Below are 15,987 nucleotides of genomic sequence, written 5' to 3' on the forward strand. Positions count from 1 at the left end.
GTAGAAATGCTTATTTCAGATTGCTCGAAATGAAGCATTTTCGTTCTCCTCCTCTCACGCTTTAATCGAAAGAATTGGGATGCTTTTCTACACCCTGTTATTACCCAGCGATCGCCATGAAACGTCCAGCTATTCCAGATCCCGTGATTGTGCCTCTGACTGGCGGAAAGGAGGCTCCGAAAGTTCACCCTGCCAAGGTTACCGCTCCTGCAGATTTGAGGCAAACTAAGGTGGATGAGTTTATTGCGGCGCGAGCGCTCAAACCTAAGAGTGAGCAGGCTTACCGACGTGATTTGCAGGGCTTTATGGAGTGGACGCAGCAGGCGTGGGCAAATGTAAGTCGGCGTCAAGTCGCGCAGTTCAAGCAATATCTCTTGCAGGAACGAAAACTGGCTCCTAATTCCGTTAATCGCATTTTGAGGACACTCAAGACCTTTTACAAGTGGATGTTGGAGTCGGAGTATATTTCCAGTGACCCAACGACTGGGGTGAAGCAAGAAAAGGTGCCGGAGGCACAATCGAAGGAACTAGAGGAGGAGGAAGTCGAGCAGATTTATGCTGCTATCGAGGAGGTCAGTCGTGATCCGGTGCGCGATCGCGCACTCTTCTCGGTATTGCTGCATGGTTTGCGGGCAGAAGAAGCCATTAATCTCAATTTTGAAGACTACGATGGGCAACAAGTGGTGATCCGAGAAGCAAAGCATGACAGTGTGGGAGAAGTGCCACTCACTCGACAAGCGCGGGAAGATCTCAATGCTTATGTACAGCAGCGACAGATTCAGGCAGAGTCAACGGGACAGAAAGTTACGGATGAGAGTCCATTATTTGTCTCAAACTCTAACCGCAGTCGAGGGCAACGGCTGACGTACTGGGGGGTGCAGGAGGTCATGAGCCAGCTTGCCGAACATACGGGGATAGACTTACACGCGCATCGCGGTCGGCACACGTTCTGCACAAATTTAATCGTCAAGCTAGAGATGGATACGGCTCTAGCGATGGAGTTATCACGTCATCGAGATATTCGCAGCTTCAAACGCTACACCAATCGCAAAAATAAATTAGCTGCAAAACGTGCATTTCTCAAGGCAACCAATCAATTAGAGTAGGGTTAGCGATTCTAGTTGAGATCAATAACTGCAAAGGAGAAGCACTTCTAAACAATGCAGGAAAGTTGACGGATGCTGAACTTCGTGCCCTTCGCAAAAGCTTTGTAACTTCAAGCCTCATCTTTGATAGATTGTAAAGCTTACCTATAATCCAAGTTCAGTTCGTTTCTTATGTGAAAAGCCTGCGACAACAAGCCGATGAGACTCAGCAATATAGTAGCGAAGTTCGTCATGATTGGAACCTAAATCTTCATATCGTTGAATCAACTTCATTCCTCGTGAAGCAAGATAGGGTGCTGGTCGAAATCCGGGCATCTCCCGTAACATCTCATAATCACTTTTAGATGTCTTAAAGGTAATACCGGATACCTTAATACTATTCCAACTGCCGATATCGAACACCTTATCTCTGACCTTCCAAACATCGAAACCGCCCCATTGCACAACATGGCTAGTTGCAGGCAAGCTGCTACAGAAGCCGTTGAAATCATCCTGATTCATAAAGCTACTGCAAATTCTTGGTCTTAGAAAGCAGATGCAAAAATTATAGACTCGAAATTTCTTAAAGATATAACTCGGCTTTAAGTAGTGGAGAGGATATAGTCAGGAAATTTGATCGTTTTAATGTAAGGCGATCGCCAAGTAACTCTATAATTTCAGTGGTGGATTAACGTTAATCCACCACTGAAAGCTTTACCTTTCTGCCTCAATTTGGATCGCAGTAAGTGTCTAAGCAGAAAAAAACTTACCTCGCCTTAATTCTCTCTCAACTGAAAATGAGTCTTATTTGCTTTTTTGTGGACTAACGTTAGTCCCGTTTCTCAAATTCAAGTTGGGCTAACGTTAGTCCACTCTCTACAGTCACTTCCTCAACATTTACATGAGAAAAAAGTCGGCAAAAAAACAAGTTCGTTTAACTATTGCCAGTAATGCTGGAGGATCGGGTAAAACAACAATGGCGGTTCATTTAGCCTATGCAGTAGGGCTAAAGGGCTATAAAGTAACATTAATTGAGTTAGACCAGAATGCTTCACTTCGTATCTTCGCAAGACTTGATCCCGCTTCTTACGAAGATTCTGTTGCCGCAGTTCTTACAAAAAGCTTTGATGGTAATTACCCTTTTACTCCTTTGTGGGCTGATCGTATTTCGACAGTAACGGCGATCCAGGGAGGGAAGGCTTTAGAAGAGAGTATTCGGGAGGTGTATCTTTACGATCGCCGCCACTATACGCTTAAAGACAGATTAGATGATCACCCCATCAATTCAGATCTGATCATCTTTGATACCCCTGCCTCTTTAGAGCCAATGGGCTTGTTAGCTTTAGCAGCTAGCACTCATGTGCTTGTACCCATTAAGCCGGAGTATAAGGATACTGGAAGCTTTGCCGGGTTCTTAGAGTGGTACTACAGCAAGATTGATGATTTACGCTTGAAGCCTGAACCCAAGATCATGGGTTTTGTCCCAACACGAGTTGACTTATATGAGGTTGGGACGCACCGAGATATTTTAGGGCTAGACAAGAAGGGGAACCCTAGAAAAGACATTGATACAAGCGATACTTTGCCAGCATTGATTGAGCAAATGGGAATTCGTTGTTTTCCCTATGTTAGAGAGTCAAATTACTACATCAAAGCTTGTGGTGTTGGATTGCCGCTCCATCTGTATCGTCCGGCAAGTGATGCGGTGAAGGACTTTGATCCAATCGTGAATGATTTAGTGAAGTTGATGACAGAGGAGTAAAAAATGGCAGCACCAAAACCAGTCGGTATGAAACAGCTATTTGGTGAGGCGGGACAATCTCATCAAGTTCATCAATTGAAAAGCCGAGTTGAGGAACTGGAAGCAGAATTAACACAACTGAGGTCGGGAGCATTAGACTCACAAGAAAAAGCTGCTCTTGAACAGCAAATAGAAGAGTTAACAAGCCAACTTGCAGCTACGGGTGGAACACACGAAATCAGCCTTAGTTTAATTGACCCTGACCCGAATCAGCCAAGGGCAACTTTCCCTAAAGCTTTAATTCAAGAGAGATCTGAAAGCTTGCGTCGGCACGGACAAAAAACTCCAATTATTGTTGTTCCTCAAGCAGATGGACGGTACATCTTGTTTGAGGGAGAGCTTCGATGGAGGGCTGCTACTCTACTGGGTTGGAAAACGCTCAAAGCAGTTTTCTTGCTAGAAGAGAAGACAGAAGATGAGGAGAATATTTTTGAAGGACAGCTTGTTACCAGTATTCACTCTCAAAAATTACACGACTTGGATTTGGCGGCTGCTTTGATTCGTCTCATCACTCATCGGTATCCTTACTTTGAGAATCAGGAAAAAACAATTCCTAAAACGCTTAAAGCGGCTATCCGGCGATTTGAGCGGAGTGGACAGTTATCGGAGCTATCTGAGATCAGAATTGCCAATCATGAAGAGCAACAACAGTGGCTTGAATCTGTTGGATTTAAGCAACCAGAAGAACAAGATATCTTTGCTGTTCTTCTAGGGCTACAACTCCATCCAGTATCTATCAGCAACAACATTTTTCCCTTACTCGATTTACCCGAAGACTTGAAACAAGTCATTAAAACTGAGGGAATTGAAAGTAGTAAAGCAAGGGAATTGAGCAAGCTGACAGCAGAACAATTGGAAGTAAGTGAGACGAAAGCTCGCGCAATTCGGGCAGATGTGACAGAGAAAGCCATTCAAGAAAAGCTGTCGCTTACCCAGATCAAAACGTTAGTGAAAGATACACTAAAGCAACATCAGACGACTAACTCTACAACTAAACAACCGAAAGTAGCGGAGAAAACGATTAAAGCTATTCAATCAATTGAACTTCAAGAAATTGAGCAAGACCAGTTGGAAGAGTTACGACAAGCTCTCAAAAATAAGCTTCAAGAAATTGAAAGGATGATAGGAGTGTCTTAACGATTCTGTTTTGAGAATGTGTGTGAATAGACATTATTTAAGAGAACATGGGCAGTAACCTATCTCAAGGGGAATACGAAAGTTTTTTCCAGTCCCTAAAGAAACGAATTCAACACGCTCAACTTGAGGCGGCATTATCGATTAATCGAGAACTGAGCTTGTTGTACTGGCATATTGGTAGGGAAATTTTACAGCGACAACAGCAACAGGGTTGGGGAGCAAAAGTTATTGAGAGGTTAGCAAAATACCTCAAGAAAGAGTTTCCTGATATGACTGGGTTTTCTCGGTCCAATCTCCTAAATATGCGAGCATTTGCGGAAGCTTATCCAGATGAACAACTGATCCAAAATTCGGTTGGGCAGATCCCTTGGGGACACAACATGAAAATTTTGGAACGAGTGAAAGATCCAGCAGAAAGGTTGTGGTACATCCAGCAAACCATCGAGCATGGCTGGAGCCGTAATGTATTGGTTCATCAAATAGAGAGTGGGTTGCACGATCGCTGGGGAAGCGCTGTTACCAACTTCGATCGTGTACTGCCACAAACTCAGTCTGATTTAGCAGTTCAAATATTAAAAGATCCCTATAATTTCTCGTTCCTTAGCTTCGACCGCGAAGTGCAAGAACGGGAATTAGAAAAATCTTTAGTCGATCATATTCGAGACTTTTTGCTAGAAATGGGTGTTGGCTTCTCATTTTTAGGAAGCCAGTATCCTATTGAAGTCAGCGGCAAGGAATTCAGGTTGGATTTGTTGTTTTACCATGTACGCTTGCACTGCTATGTGGTGATTGACCTCAAGGTTGGAGAGTTTGAACCTGAGTTTTCTGGAAAGATGGCGTTTTATGTGTCGGCGGTTGATAACTTGTTGAAGACTGAGATCGACCAGCCGACGATCGGGTTGATATTGTGCAAGTCAAAAGATAAAACCATTGTGGAGTATGCGCTACAACCACTCCAAAAACCGATCAGTGTTGCAACGTACCGTTTGAAAGATACCTTGCCGGAACCATTAAAGGGCAATCTACCAACGATCGCTCAACTTGAAATGGAGTTGGAGACAGTAGAGATTGAAGCTGAACAGCAGAAATTAGATTTGGACAAGGATTGAGCCTTCTTAGAATAGTCCAACAGTTGTTGAACTATTCTTGATCGGATCTAACTTAAATTGTCCAACGACCGTTGGACAATTTAAGTGACTGCTTTGGGCAAGAGAGTATTACACGTTGTGTCGCAAAAACCGATGGGTGATAAGGTTGATAGGACTAACCTTGTCTTCCTCCGATGTCTACTCCTGCTGTGTTTAAGTGGCGGCACTTTTTGCCAGAAATCATCCTGCTGAATGTACGGTGGTATTGTCGCTACTCGCTGAGTTTGCGGGATTTGGAGGAAATGATGGCTGAGCGAGGAGTGAACGTGGATCACTCGACAATCAATCGATGGGTGCTGAAATATGCGCCAGAACTGGATAAACGGATTCGACCACACCTGAAGCCGACAAACGACTCGTGGCGGGTGGACGAGACCTATATCAAAATCAAGGGTATGTGGAACTATTTGTACCGTGCTGTCGATTCAGCAGGTAACACCTTGGATTTCATGCTGAGCGCAAAGCGGGATGGCAAAGCAGCGGCACGCCTGGCTGCCTGACAGAAGTAGGTAAAAGCCAATAAATACGTGGAAATTTGGAGGGACGGGTAGAGAGACATGAGAGGCTAGAGTTACCACACAACAGCCAAGAATCATGACAAACTCTACCCATTTGTATGGTCAACTAATCAACCAATTGCGTCAACACAGCCGAGCTTGCGATCTGCGTCACTTGAAAGCACTGGCATGGATGGTGAGTGCATTGTTGTGTAGCGAGGAATTAAACTTGGCAGCATGGGAGCCGTATGTTCCGAGTCGAGCGACAAAAGCGCAAAGCGTCGAGCGGCGCTGGCATCGGTTCATGGAGAATGGGCGAATTTCAGTCATGGCAATTTACATCCCGTTAGTGCTGGCAGCCTTGAGCAGGTGGAAGCAACAACGATTGTATTTAGCTTTAGATACAACTGTGCTGTGGGACCGTTTCTGTATGATCCATCTGTCGGTAGTTTGTTGTGGTCGAGCCGTCCCCGTATTGTGGCGAGTTCTTGAACATGGCAGTGCAACCGTCGCCTTTGAAACGTATAAACCTTTACTGCGTCGTGCTCGATGGCTATTGCGGCAGTACCCCGATGTGATGCTGTTAGCCGACCGAGGATTTGCCAATCACCAGTTGATGAAATGGTTGCACCAGAGTGGTTGGCACTACTGTTTGCGATTACCCTGTGATGTCTTTGTCCACACCACACGACGCTATCCCATGATGGTCGGAACGCTTTATCCACCGCAAGGTGAAGCCCGATTGTATGAGAATGTGGGCTTGTGGTCGGATGGGGTGCATCGCTGCAATTTAGTGCTGGCAACTGTACAGGGAGCGAAGGAATCTTGGGCAGTGATGACTGATGAACTTCCGACTTTACAGACGCTCTGGCAGTATGCGTTGAGATTCCAGGTAGAGGAATTATTTTTAGACAGCAAGTCTGGTGCGTTCCAACTGGAAGCTTCTCGGCTTCGTTCGGCTGCTGCTCTAGAGCGGCTTTATCTGGTCGCTGCAATCGCACTTTTATTTGCCACGACTCAAGGCATGGCAGTGCAACTAGCAGGTTTGCGCCAACAGATAGACCCCCATTGGCAACGTGGCATTAGCTATCTCAAGATCGGACTGCGCTGGCTGCAAGGAGTCATGCATAAAGGGCGAACTTTACTGCCTTGCGTTCCATTGCTTCCCAAAGATCCGCAGCCTTGTTTTGCTTCTCTCAAAGCAAAGCACGACTATGATGACCAAATTTGGTTTTGTCGAATTCGCTCCCTGGTTTGTAAGCTTTGTCCCATCAGCAATTAAGAAAGATTTGTCAGGCAGTCAGGCGGCACGCTTCTTTCGTAAAGTACTCAAGGGTCAGCACACCCAGCCTCCACGAGTCATTACAGTGGATAAGAATGCCGCTTACCGGGTGGCAATAGAGACGCTTAAGCAAGAGGAGACAATTGGAAAAGAGACTGAATTAAGGCAAAGCAAATATTTGAATAATATGATTGAGCAGGACCATCGAAATATTAAGCCAATTGTGAAACCGATGATGGGATTTAAGACGTTCAACACGGCAAGAAGATCGTTGAGCGGAATCGAAGCGATGAATATGATTCAGAAAGGACAAGTCAAAGGAGTCAAACAAGGGGACAGTGTGTCTCAAGCCAAGTTTATTGAAGCAATCTTTGGAATGGCTGCTTAAGGGAGTGCAAACGATACCGATCGTTTGTCCCTAATCAGTTTTTGCGACACAACCGTTTTGGGTGTTCCAGAAATTGTAGACACACTTTTTGTCGATGGGACTCCTCAATCTGCCCGCAATGATGCTCGTAATCGGGTCTCAAATGTCCTTTCGATTGGCTTAAAGAATGACAAGTGGTATCGAGCTAAGAAGGGGCAATACAGCCTCTCGCGTGAGGTAGCCGAAGCGAGCATCGCATCGTAAAGCAGAACAATTGACTTGAGCATCTAAGAGTAAACCTTTCATAGGAATGCTCTTATAGGCTGCATTCTTATGTCAATGTCTTTACCTCTTGTCGGAACGGACTAGAAGGAGCGATCGCAGGATATGGCAGCATTGCCGAAAGTTAGGTCGATACAGCAGCAAACGGAGTGGTCGCATACCCGTTTCGGATGAGGAACACTAGGGCGATCGCCTCTCCAGCAGTGGTGAAAATGGGTTCGGTTGCAGCGGTTTGACAATTAAGATAATCTCTTAGCTCTCCACCCGCATGTTGCACCATCAAGTGTAGGGAAAGCTTGGTACTATCTTCTTGGAATATCCCACAGAGTTCTAGCTTTAAGGTCAAACTGCATAGCTAGAACTTTTTGAGGTGGCTCCCGCCTTTAAGCAAAATAATTGGCTGGCTTCTACCTTAAGAGCTTTGTCTTTAAAAGCACTTCTGGAACGTGCAAGGGCGCACATTGTAGCAGTTCTTATGTACACAGTATATTCTTACGTACAACCATACCTCTACCATTTGTTACTTACATAAGAAGTAGGGCTTGTACATAAGAATATACTTTAGTATATCCGCTAGGAACCTGCTGCCAGAGCTATTATTGGGACTGAGGTTTTCTGGCTCATTCAATCGGTTTCAATCGCTTACCTACATACCGGCTTTTGAGTCTGCCATTCTCACGCCAGTAGGCATACCAATAAGGTCCGTGCAACTCACCCTTCTCCCCAGCGCATTTACAACCTGCTTTGCCGCAGCGAATGCGCTCCAGTTGGTAAAGGTGCGTAGTCGTGCCAGTTCCCTCTAGATTGTTTATGTGTCTGACCTCTACAACTTCACGACCTTTTGTCCTGGTCAATTCTGGAGTCGTTGCTTGTCGCTCCATGTCCTGCAGGACGGAACCCAGTTCTGAGTAGAGTTGTCTTGCCTGCTCAAGGGTGAGTTTGGGTAGTGCCCTGCGAAGTTTGTCGAAGTCAGAATGTTGGGGCATTGTTTCTTGGGTGCAGAGTCGTTTTCCTAAAGGCAATGGGAGGGCAGCGAGACAAATTTTGAGGATGGAAAAGCAGCGTAGAAGGAAATCCGTGAGATGGCTTCTTATGTACAAGAGCTAGATTCTGAAGTAATTTCGCTAAGGGCAGAGGACTAATCAAAGCTGCACATAAGAAAAAAGACAGTACATAAGATTGAAATCAGTCCTGTAGTTCTGGATGAGGGCAAGCACTACTTTCGCTCCCCTTTTTCCGATTGCCCGGCACCCACAAACACATTACTTCCGAGGGTTATTGCTCAGGTACACGAGCCAGTGAATCAACTCCAAGTCAGTCAGCATCAGGAGATGTTCCTTGGCAAAACGCTGCCCCAGTGCCGCAACCACCTGTTCCTCTGACCACCTCAACTCCCCAATACGGGCTTCAATCTGGGTCAGGATGAAGAGGCGATCGCCCAGCTCACCTGCATCTGTGAACAAAGAGAATGGCAGCCCATCGTCTTGGAGAACTCCTGGATTGATCTGTGCCCATGCCACCCCTTCGGCTACCAGAATCGGGTCGCCTGAGTCTAAGAATTGCTGCATTCGAGCAACTTGCCTCTGCTGGGCTGCCTCGGAGCGAATACGTTTCTGTTGAGACTGAGCGAGTCGAATTGCCTCCTGGAAAGCTTCCTGCGAGGCTCTGATATTTCGTAATACCTCTTGTACGTATTGCACCCCTAAAGTTGGTTCTGAGCCTGAAGCGTAAGCGCTAGCATCTAGGGAAGAATTACTGACTTCAGGCGGAGGGGTAGAAGGTGTAAAATCGCTGAAAGCCTGATGGGATGGATTATCACCATCACTAGTAATCAATAAGCTTGGAGGGCTGTGCCAGTTAGATGTGCCTTCAGCGCAATCTAACTGGCTGTCCGAATTGAAGTTTGGGGGGTCTGGGGGGTTTTCTACAGGAGAATCCTTTGTTGCAGTTTGAGTTAAACCTAAACCCTCAAAATGGCTAGGATGCCAGAGATCTCGATGGCGATAGAGAGAAGCACCGCCAACGCCGTATTTCAGCAGGGCTTGAAACCGAGCAGTAGCTCGGGCAGGCAGGCCATCCTTTTCAAGTAAGTCGGCGATTGCCCTTCTGATGCGGTCTCGAGTTGCAGCGGATTGACGTTGATTCCAGGAGGGGGATTGATCAATGGCAGCAATCAGCTCCGGGTCTTGAACTTCTGGTTTTGACCTTTTACTTTGATCCCCAAAGTGAAAGTAGTGGCTATTTTCGATGCACCTTGCCCATTCCTGGGCGCGATGCTCAATCTCGTTCTGATGCCGACACCACTCCTCATAGCCAGGAAGCGAACGCGCTGTTTCAACAATTTCATCTACAAGTGCATCCCCTTGCAGTGGTTCTCCTCCTGAAAGAATGTGGTGGAAGATATAGGCTCGCATGGTAATGCGACCCAACAGTCGGTTGGTTTGTCCATAACCTGTCCAGCCCAATTCAATCTCGGCGTTCAAATCATTGATAAACTTCTCGGCTTTGCCTGAGATGCCAAAGTGTTTTCGCTTGGCTTGCTTGAGGATTTGTTTGAGTGTTTTACTGTCGATGTCGTTGCGCTCTTGGGAAAGCTGCCATTGCTGGGCGAAGGTTTGAGAAGTTCCCCAGATCGGCTGCCATGCCTCGTTTAGTAGGTAGGAACCAACTTGCAATGGAAGTCGGTGAGCGTTGAACAGGCTAAGATTGCCATCTGTGACATAGGGTTTAGAATTTGGAAAGATTTCGAGTTGTCCAGGTAGCAGTTTGAATCCGGCATTTTCAAGCAGACAGGCGAGAGCGATCGCTAACTGCCAGGAGCTTTGGGTTTGCCTAAACGGGAAATAGAGATGCAAACCATCGCTGTAACTGGAGGTGCAAGCAATGTAGCTGACTAGTCCTAATGGTTCCAGTGCGTTGACAATTCGGGAAATCGCAAAGGGATCACGCCTGGGGTGATAGAGACTACCAATGTCGATGTCGAGGAGACAATAGTTGGTCTCTGCGCCAAAGCGAATACCATAGAGATAGGTGCCTTGGTGAATTAGCCGATCTGATAAAGGATGGCGGCTTTCTGTTTTCCACTCAACGGCTGTATCTGAAGTTGAGTGCTCTGCCCAGATGTAATCAAATCGATGGGGGAAAAGTGCGAGAAAACAGTCGTCCCATTCCTGGACGTATTGAAAGTAATTTTTGGGTTGAGTAATAGTCATATTGGCTCCATTTCAATGGAACCGGCCCAGACATCCTCTGCCTAAACTCGTTCAAACCTGTTCCCTAATAGCTTACCAATCTACTTCAGCAGATGTTTGGCTCATTAAGCCAAAAAAAAACTTGCCAGAATTTTTAAACTCTGACACAGCTTGCTACACGGCAAACCACCAGAACTGCTATTATGCGGATACAAAAGCTGGCTGAGGAAATAACTATTTCATCAGCTGAATTGTAGGAACCGGGATAGTTGAGACTTTGGCGAGGCTCTGCCCCGGTTTCCTAACAACTGCGGGTGGATACCACTTGGTATCTTGGGTAGAACGCATCTAGGCAATGGTTTATCAAAGACCATTGCGTCATAGTATGGTGACCTCCAGGTAGCGAAGTTGGATATTTCCTACTGCTCTAGAACAGGAGAACTAGAGGAGATGCGATCTATTAAACACCTAAATTTTTCTTATAAAACACACGGAAATCTGCCACAACGGTACTTTACGTGGGAGTGATAGAACACGAATACGGCGGAGTGATAGAAGTGTTTATACGCCGGAGTGATAGAACAAAACCACGATTTTCGCCGGAGTGATAGAGCAGACTATACGCCGGAGTGATAGAACAAATTCCCTAATCCCGGTAGAGAAGAAGCCTTAGCAAACAGGTTACGAATTCTGTACGGCGGAGTGATAGAGCAGACTATACGCCGGAGTGATAGAACAAATCTAATTTATACGCCGGAGTGACAGAAGTATTTATACGCCGGAGTGATAGAGCTTGAAGGCAAAAACATACGCCGGAGTGATAGAACAAAGCGGGCTATATCTGGAGTGTTTGAGATCAAAACTCAATAGATCTAGTAGAATTCCCCCATGCTTACCTACCCATTCCTATGACTTTGAGCGAAAAAGATTTAACTTTTCCTGTAGACGGACAGTTGCTCATGGTGCTGCCCAGGGCGGCAGCTTCAGTCAACAACCCAGACGTTCGCCTGCCAATTCTGCGCTCGGATGGGGATGGGTACTATCTGGAGATGCGAGTTGAAGCAGATGCGAGTGATGCTGGTGAAGTAGCAGTAACACGGCGCGTTCCTCTCGAAGATCTGACAGCAGACGAGTGGGAGGAACTCAACCAGCAGTACGATAACCTTGATTTGGAGGCGTTGGTTGACCAAGGGATCAGTAAGGGACTTGAGAAAATTCAAGACCGCAAAATCCAACGTCTATTTATGGCACTGCTGACCTTTTTGAATCCTCGTCAGGTTGGGATCGTGCTGTACCTCTACAAATTGGCAGCTGAACAGAATAATGGTCCAGTCGTTACTTTCCGCTCTAATGATCTATTGGAAAGCTTGGGCTATTCGCGCACAAAAGGAGGTAGCTTTCATGCGAAGGTGCGATCGCAACTGAACCGAGACTTGGTAGCACTCCACCGGGTTGAATTAGTTTTAGCTAAATCTTTGAGAGAGGGTAACAAGATTGGGGCAGAGGTCATCATCAAAAGTATTTTGCGGATCAAAAGCTACAAAATAGAGAATCTTTCAAGGGATTTTGACCTTGCAAAAGCAGCAGACTATACCTATGAATTAGCAGACTCATACACGGTCTCTCTGGAGTTCTTTGAAGGACCCAGCCGTACAGGGGATTACGTTTTGTTTGCTGGAGACGTAGACATTACACAGAAACTTGGTAGCAATGCGAAAAATGACTACAGAACCAAGCTTCTGCTTTATCTTGCCAGTCGTCTAAAATGGGATTCTCCTCAGGATGGGCAATATCTAACGATTTCTAAGCAGTATTTGTTTAAGAACCTTGACCTTTTGGGCAGCAATTCCTCGCGGAATAATCAAATTTTTTGGCGCACTGTTGAGGAGTTGCAACAGGATGGGTACATCCTTGGTGCCCAGGAGTTACCAGGTAAAAGAAAAACACCTTCGATTCACTTTCAGATTAATTCCGGGAGGCTACGGTCAAACGCCAAATCGTAACTCTTTACTACAGTTTGAGTAAGGGATTCACCTCTTATGCTTTCTTATGTACAGGAGTAAGTTTTCTTACCTACATTGGATAAATAGTAGCTAAAACGTAGAGAATAAACCACTTTACCGGTTCTTGATTAAGGGTGTACATAAGAAAATGAGTTTGTACATAAGAAATTTAAGCGAAGGCTATGTCTAGAAGATGAGTCCGGAGTACCTCAGAACTAATTAGGCTGGGAGTAGTTCCATCAGAATTGGCTCAAACATGTGCTGCAGCCTAATCCTGGATTTTTTAAGGATCATGCCTAGACAAAGAACTATAAACTACAACTAGAACACCTGTACATTAATTGTGCTATGGATGGACAACGCAAAGTCATCCACGTTGATCTGGATGCCTATTATGCGTCCGTTGAGCAACGAGACAATCCGCACTATCGAGGCAAGCCTCTAGTTGTGGGTGGTTCACCCGATAAGCGTGGCGCAGTCGCAGCAGCAAGCTACGAGGCTCGTAAGTATGGTATTCATTCAGCCATGCCTTCCCGGACTGCCCTGCAACGTTGCCCACACCTGATCTTTGTTAGTCCCAGGTTTGAGGTCTACCGTGCTATTTCTGAGCAGATTCGCGTTATCTTCTACCGCTACACAGATTGGGTTGAACCTCTTGCCCTGGATGAAGCGTATCTGGATGTGACGCATAACAAGCAGGAAACCAATTCAGCTACGGCGATCGCTCGTAAAATCAAGCAAGCGATTCTTGAGGAGACTGGTCTGACCGCCTCTGCCGGTGTATCTATTAACAAATTCTTGGCTAAAGTTGCGTCTGGTATGAATAAACCGGATGGGCTGACGGTGATTCCACCTCATGAGTCAGAGTCATTTGTTGAGTCTTTACCGATTGAAAAATTTCATGGCATTGGGCAGGTGATTGCGAAGAAGATGCACGAGTTGGGGATTCATCATGGAATGGACCTCAAAGAGCGCACAGAAGATGAATTAGTGCAGTGCTTCGGTAAGGTAGGAAGGTTTTATTACAAAATTGCCAGGGCAAAGGACGATCGCCCAGTCAATCCTAATCGCATCCGTAAGTCTGTAGGAGGGGAGACAAGTTTTGACCCAGACCTGGATAATTTGGAAAGGATGCGCCAGGAATTAGTTAGCATTGCCCAAGTCGTGTACCAACGGCTTAGGAAGCAGCAAACGCGCGGTCGAACGCTAACGTTGAAAATTAAATTTGCCGACTACCAGCAAATTACCCGCAGCTGTACATTACTGGAATGGATTGAACAAGAGAACCAGATCTTAGGCTTAGCACAAGACCTCTTTAATCGTGTTGGCTTGAACGGACAAAAAGTTCGCTTACTTGGCATTACGATTTCTAAGCTGGATAATGCTGCTTCACCTCTGCACTATGAGCAACTTGTTCTGGAGCTAGGACTAGTAACAAATTTTGTTAGCTACAGTCGGGTAAGCGATTAAAGGTAGAAGTCTGACAGCTTAAAGGGATATGAAATACGTAAATAGCGTACTGAACGAATAAGCCTTCTTTCCTCGGGTCGGCAAACAGGGCATGATAGGGGCGATGTTTTCAGGTTGAACTATTGGAGCCGCTCGAATTCTGTAAGCGTTGGATCAAAGGGAATCCCGATGAACGCGGGTACTACACAGTTTGTGTTAATGCTCTTGCCGAAGCTACAGGACTGTCAAAACGGACGATAGAAGGCTGGGGAAAAGACTTTACGGGATGTCCTGACTATGTGCTTAATATCCTGAAGAAGGAAGACCTGCTAAATCAAATACGAGAATTGAACCCCCCGCCGGACTATCTGAAAGGGAAGTAACAAAATTTTAATACGTAAATTACGTATAAATTTCTTGACTCTTGATTGGGGGTTCGCTACTGTGTTGATAACTAGGGACTAAGTTTGAGCGATCGCTGACGAACCAAGTTCTTAGTGCTTCTTACTTTCTATGTCGCCCGGCGATCGTCAATTTTTGAGGATTAAACTGCTGTGTCTAATGACCCCATTTGCCAACCAATAGTTGGCTCAGTCGATGGTCAACTCCCTTCATCGGTCAAATTCAACATAGGCGACCGCGTCAGCTGGTTTCGAGTGCTAACGCAAGATTTTGGAGTGGTAAGCGATCGCTTCTATGGCTTAGAAGGGAGTGTGCAAGCAGACGGATGGCACCATTTTGCGCGGCTTGATTCTCAAAGCCTTTCCTTTGCCCATTGTAAGAAGGACTACGGCTTTGAGGATGACTTGGCATTGATCATCGTCATCACCCATTGAGACAAGCAGATTGCTATGGCAGAAACCCTAACCTCATCTACCGAGTTCTCTTTACCCCTACCCGAGAAGTTTCCACACACTACCTCTGCGCCTAAGTTCAATCTAGGAGACCTGGTCTGCTGGCATCCTTTACCCAGCCAGGACTTTGGCACCATTGTTGGGTTGCAATATGCCCCAGCTAGTCACCTGAAAGCTTGGTCATGGCGATATCTTATTCTCCTCTCCCCTGCTAGTCCCTCTCGTGCTTGGGTTCAAGCTGACTTAGCCTGGGAGGACGACCTTCGCCTGCCAGAATTCTCCTAGTGTCCCTCGCCCTCATTCAGCCTGCTGCTGTTGCTTTGGAAGAAGAACAACGATGAGTCCTCGCAACTTGGGACAGCATGAACTAAGACTGTTCCATTTCTACACCCACTGCCAGCTTCAGATGTCCCATCTTGATTTTTATGCCAAGTGGGATGTCACTCATGCTCAGATGGCGCAGATCTGCGGCTGCTCCCAACCGACCGTAGACCGCTGGTTTGCCGGGTCGGGCAACTACCGTCCGCCTGAGCCTCTCTACTTACGTCGGCTTGCCGAGATGGATTTGCTTTGGGAGAAATACTACAAGATTCCCCTCGCTCTCAGGCGACATCTTTGCCCGATGCTCCGCACCAATGGGAAAGAACCTTCACCGTGATAGGGAAGGTTTGCGTTGTGGAAGTCTAGAAACCTAGTGTGAAGGTTATTCGCTTATTCTCATCCTCCACCCTATGCCGATTCAAATCCATCTAGAACGTCGCTGTTGCCAGTTGTCCTCGCTCGAACAGTCTCTCGCTAAAGCGGCGGCGAGCAGGTATACGATGCGCTTCCAGTTGCAGTCCCGACTTGCGCTCAAGCCAATGAGCTACAGCCTAGCTGCTCCCTTGCAGA

At 46.3% G+C, this 15,987-nt stretch carries 16 protein-coding genes and 1 pseudogene; 13 read left to right on the top strand and 4 right to left on the bottom strand.

Annotation, left to right across the window (positions count from 1 at the left end; translation table 11 throughout):
- The first annotated feature begins 116 nt into the window (after window positions 1-116).
- Window positions 117-1,106, top strand: coding sequence for a tyrosine-type recombinase/integrase (locus tag H6G00_RS04770; protein ID WP_190795839.1), 990 nt, complete (start codon window positions 117-119; stop codon window positions 1,104-1,106).
- 144 nt (window positions 1,107-1,250) lie between these two features.
- Here the strand turns inward: H6G00_RS04770 and H6G00_RS04775 are convergent, their stop codons facing one another.
- Entirely contained in the window at window positions 1,251-1,607 is a 357-nt protein-coding gene (locus tag H6G00_RS04775; protein ID WP_190795840.1) for an MmcQ/YjbR family DNA-binding protein, read from the bottom strand.
- Window positions 1,608-1,986: 379 nt separating this feature from the next.
- Here H6G00_RS04775 and H6G00_RS04780 point away from each other — a divergent pair, with 379 nt between their 5' ends.
- The 7 genes and pseudogenes from H6G00_RS04780 (at window position 1,987) to H6G00_RS04810 (ending at window position 7,581) form a co-directional block, all read left to right on the top strand.
- Window positions 1,987-2,847, top strand: coding sequence for a ParA family protein (locus H6G00_RS04780; protein ID WP_190795841.1), 861 nt, complete (start codon window positions 1,987-1,989; stop codon window positions 2,845-2,847).
- 3 nt (window positions 2,848-2,850) lie between these two features.
- On the top strand, window positions 2,851-4,023 hold the full coding sequence (locus H6G00_RS04785; protein ID WP_190795842.1) for a ParB/RepB/Spo0J family partition protein: 1,173 nt from the start codon (window positions 2,851-2,853) through the stop codon (window positions 4,021-4,023).
- A 47-nt stretch (window positions 4,024-4,070) separates the two neighbouring features.
- Window positions 4,071-5,132, top strand: coding sequence for a PDDEXK nuclease domain-containing protein (locus H6G00_RS04790; protein ID WP_190795843.1), 1,062 nt, complete (start codon window positions 4,071-4,073; stop codon window positions 5,130-5,132).
- Window positions 5,133-5,305: 173 nt separating this feature from the next.
- Window positions 5,306-5,653, top strand: a pseudogene (locus tag H6G00_RS04795) (IS6 family transposase); the annotation flags it as partial.
- Window positions 5,654-5,765: 112 nt separating this feature from the next.
- A complete protein-coding gene (locus H6G00_RS04800) occupies window positions 5,766-6,950 on the top strand; it encodes a transposase (RefSeq protein ID WP_190795844.1) in 1,185 nt (394 codons plus the stop codon).
- A complete protein-coding gene (locus H6G00_RS04805; RefSeq protein ID WP_190795845.1) occupies window positions 6,883-7,338 on the top strand; it encodes a DDE-type integrase/transposase/recombinase in 456 nt (151 codons plus the stop codon). The genes H6G00_RS04800 and H6G00_RS04805 overlap by 68 nt, the downstream gene beginning before the upstream one ends.
- A gap of 24 nt (window positions 7,339-7,362) precedes the next feature.
- A complete protein-coding gene (locus H6G00_RS04810; protein WP_190795846.1) occupies window positions 7,363-7,581 on the top strand; it encodes a hypothetical protein in 219 nt (72 codons plus the stop codon).
- A 142-nt stretch (window positions 7,582-7,723) separates the two neighbouring features.
- Here H6G00_RS04810 and H6G00_RS04815 read toward each other — a convergent pair whose 3' ends face one another.
- From H6G00_RS04815 to H6G00_RS04825, 3 genes are all read right to left on the bottom strand, one after another.
- Entirely contained in the window at window positions 7,724-7,879 is a 156-nt protein-coding gene (locus H6G00_RS04815; RefSeq protein ID WP_190795847.1) for a hypothetical protein, read from the bottom strand.
- Window positions 7,880-8,219: 340 nt separating this feature from the next.
- Entirely contained in the window at window positions 8,220-8,585 is a 366-nt protein-coding gene (locus H6G00_RS04820; RefSeq protein WP_190795848.1) for a DUF6788 family protein, read from the bottom strand.
- A 276-nt stretch (window positions 8,586-8,861) separates the two neighbouring features.
- Window positions 8,862-10,811 (bottom strand): hypothetical protein, encoded by a 1,950-nt coding sequence (locus H6G00_RS04825; protein ID WP_190795849.1) that lies wholly within the window; start codon window positions 10,809-10,811, stop codon window positions 8,862-8,864.
- Window positions 10,812-11,698: 887 nt separating this feature from the next.
- Here H6G00_RS04825 and H6G00_RS04830 point away from each other — a divergent pair.
- The 5 genes from H6G00_RS04830 to H6G00_RS04850 all read left to right on the top strand — a co-directional run bounded on the left by H6G00_RS04830 (window position 11,699) and on the right by H6G00_RS04850 (window position 15,754).
- The gene (locus H6G00_RS04830; RefSeq protein ID WP_190795850.1) at window positions 11,699-12,793 is read left to right on the top strand and encodes a hypothetical protein; all 1,095 of its coding nucleotides are present in this window, start codon (window positions 11,699-11,701) and stop codon (window positions 12,791-12,793) included.
- Window positions 12,794-13,141: 348 nt separating this feature from the next.
- Window positions 13,142-14,263 carry a DNA polymerase IV gene (gene dinB, locus H6G00_RS04835; protein ID WP_190795851.1) on the top strand — a complete coding sequence of 374 codons (1,122 nt, stop codon included), beginning with the start codon at window positions 13,142-13,144 and terminating at the stop codon, window positions 14,261-14,263.
- 533 nt (window positions 14,264-14,796) lie between these two features.
- Window positions 14,797-15,078, top strand: a complete 282-nt coding sequence (locus H6G00_RS04840; protein WP_190795852.1) for a hypothetical protein — start codon at window positions 14,797-14,799, stop codon at window positions 15,076-15,078.
- A gap of 15 nt (window positions 15,079-15,093) precedes the next feature.
- Window positions 15,094-15,381 (top strand): hypothetical protein, encoded by a 288-nt coding sequence (locus H6G00_RS04845; RefSeq protein WP_242042140.1) that lies wholly within the window; start codon window positions 15,094-15,096, stop codon window positions 15,379-15,381.
- Between the two features lie 52 nt (window positions 15,382-15,433).
- Window positions 15,434-15,754 (top strand): helix-turn-helix transcriptional regulator, encoded by a 321-nt coding sequence (locus H6G00_RS04850; protein WP_190646966.1) that lies wholly within the window; start codon window positions 15,434-15,436, stop codon window positions 15,752-15,754.
- The last annotated feature ends 233 nt before the right edge of the window (window positions 15,755-15,987 follow it).

It is taken from the genome of Leptolyngbya sp. FACHB-541, from assembly GCF_014695875.1.
In the GTDB taxonomy this organism is placed as follows: domain Bacteria; phylum Cyanobacteriota; class Cyanobacteriia; order Elainellales; family Elainellaceae; genus JAAUTN01.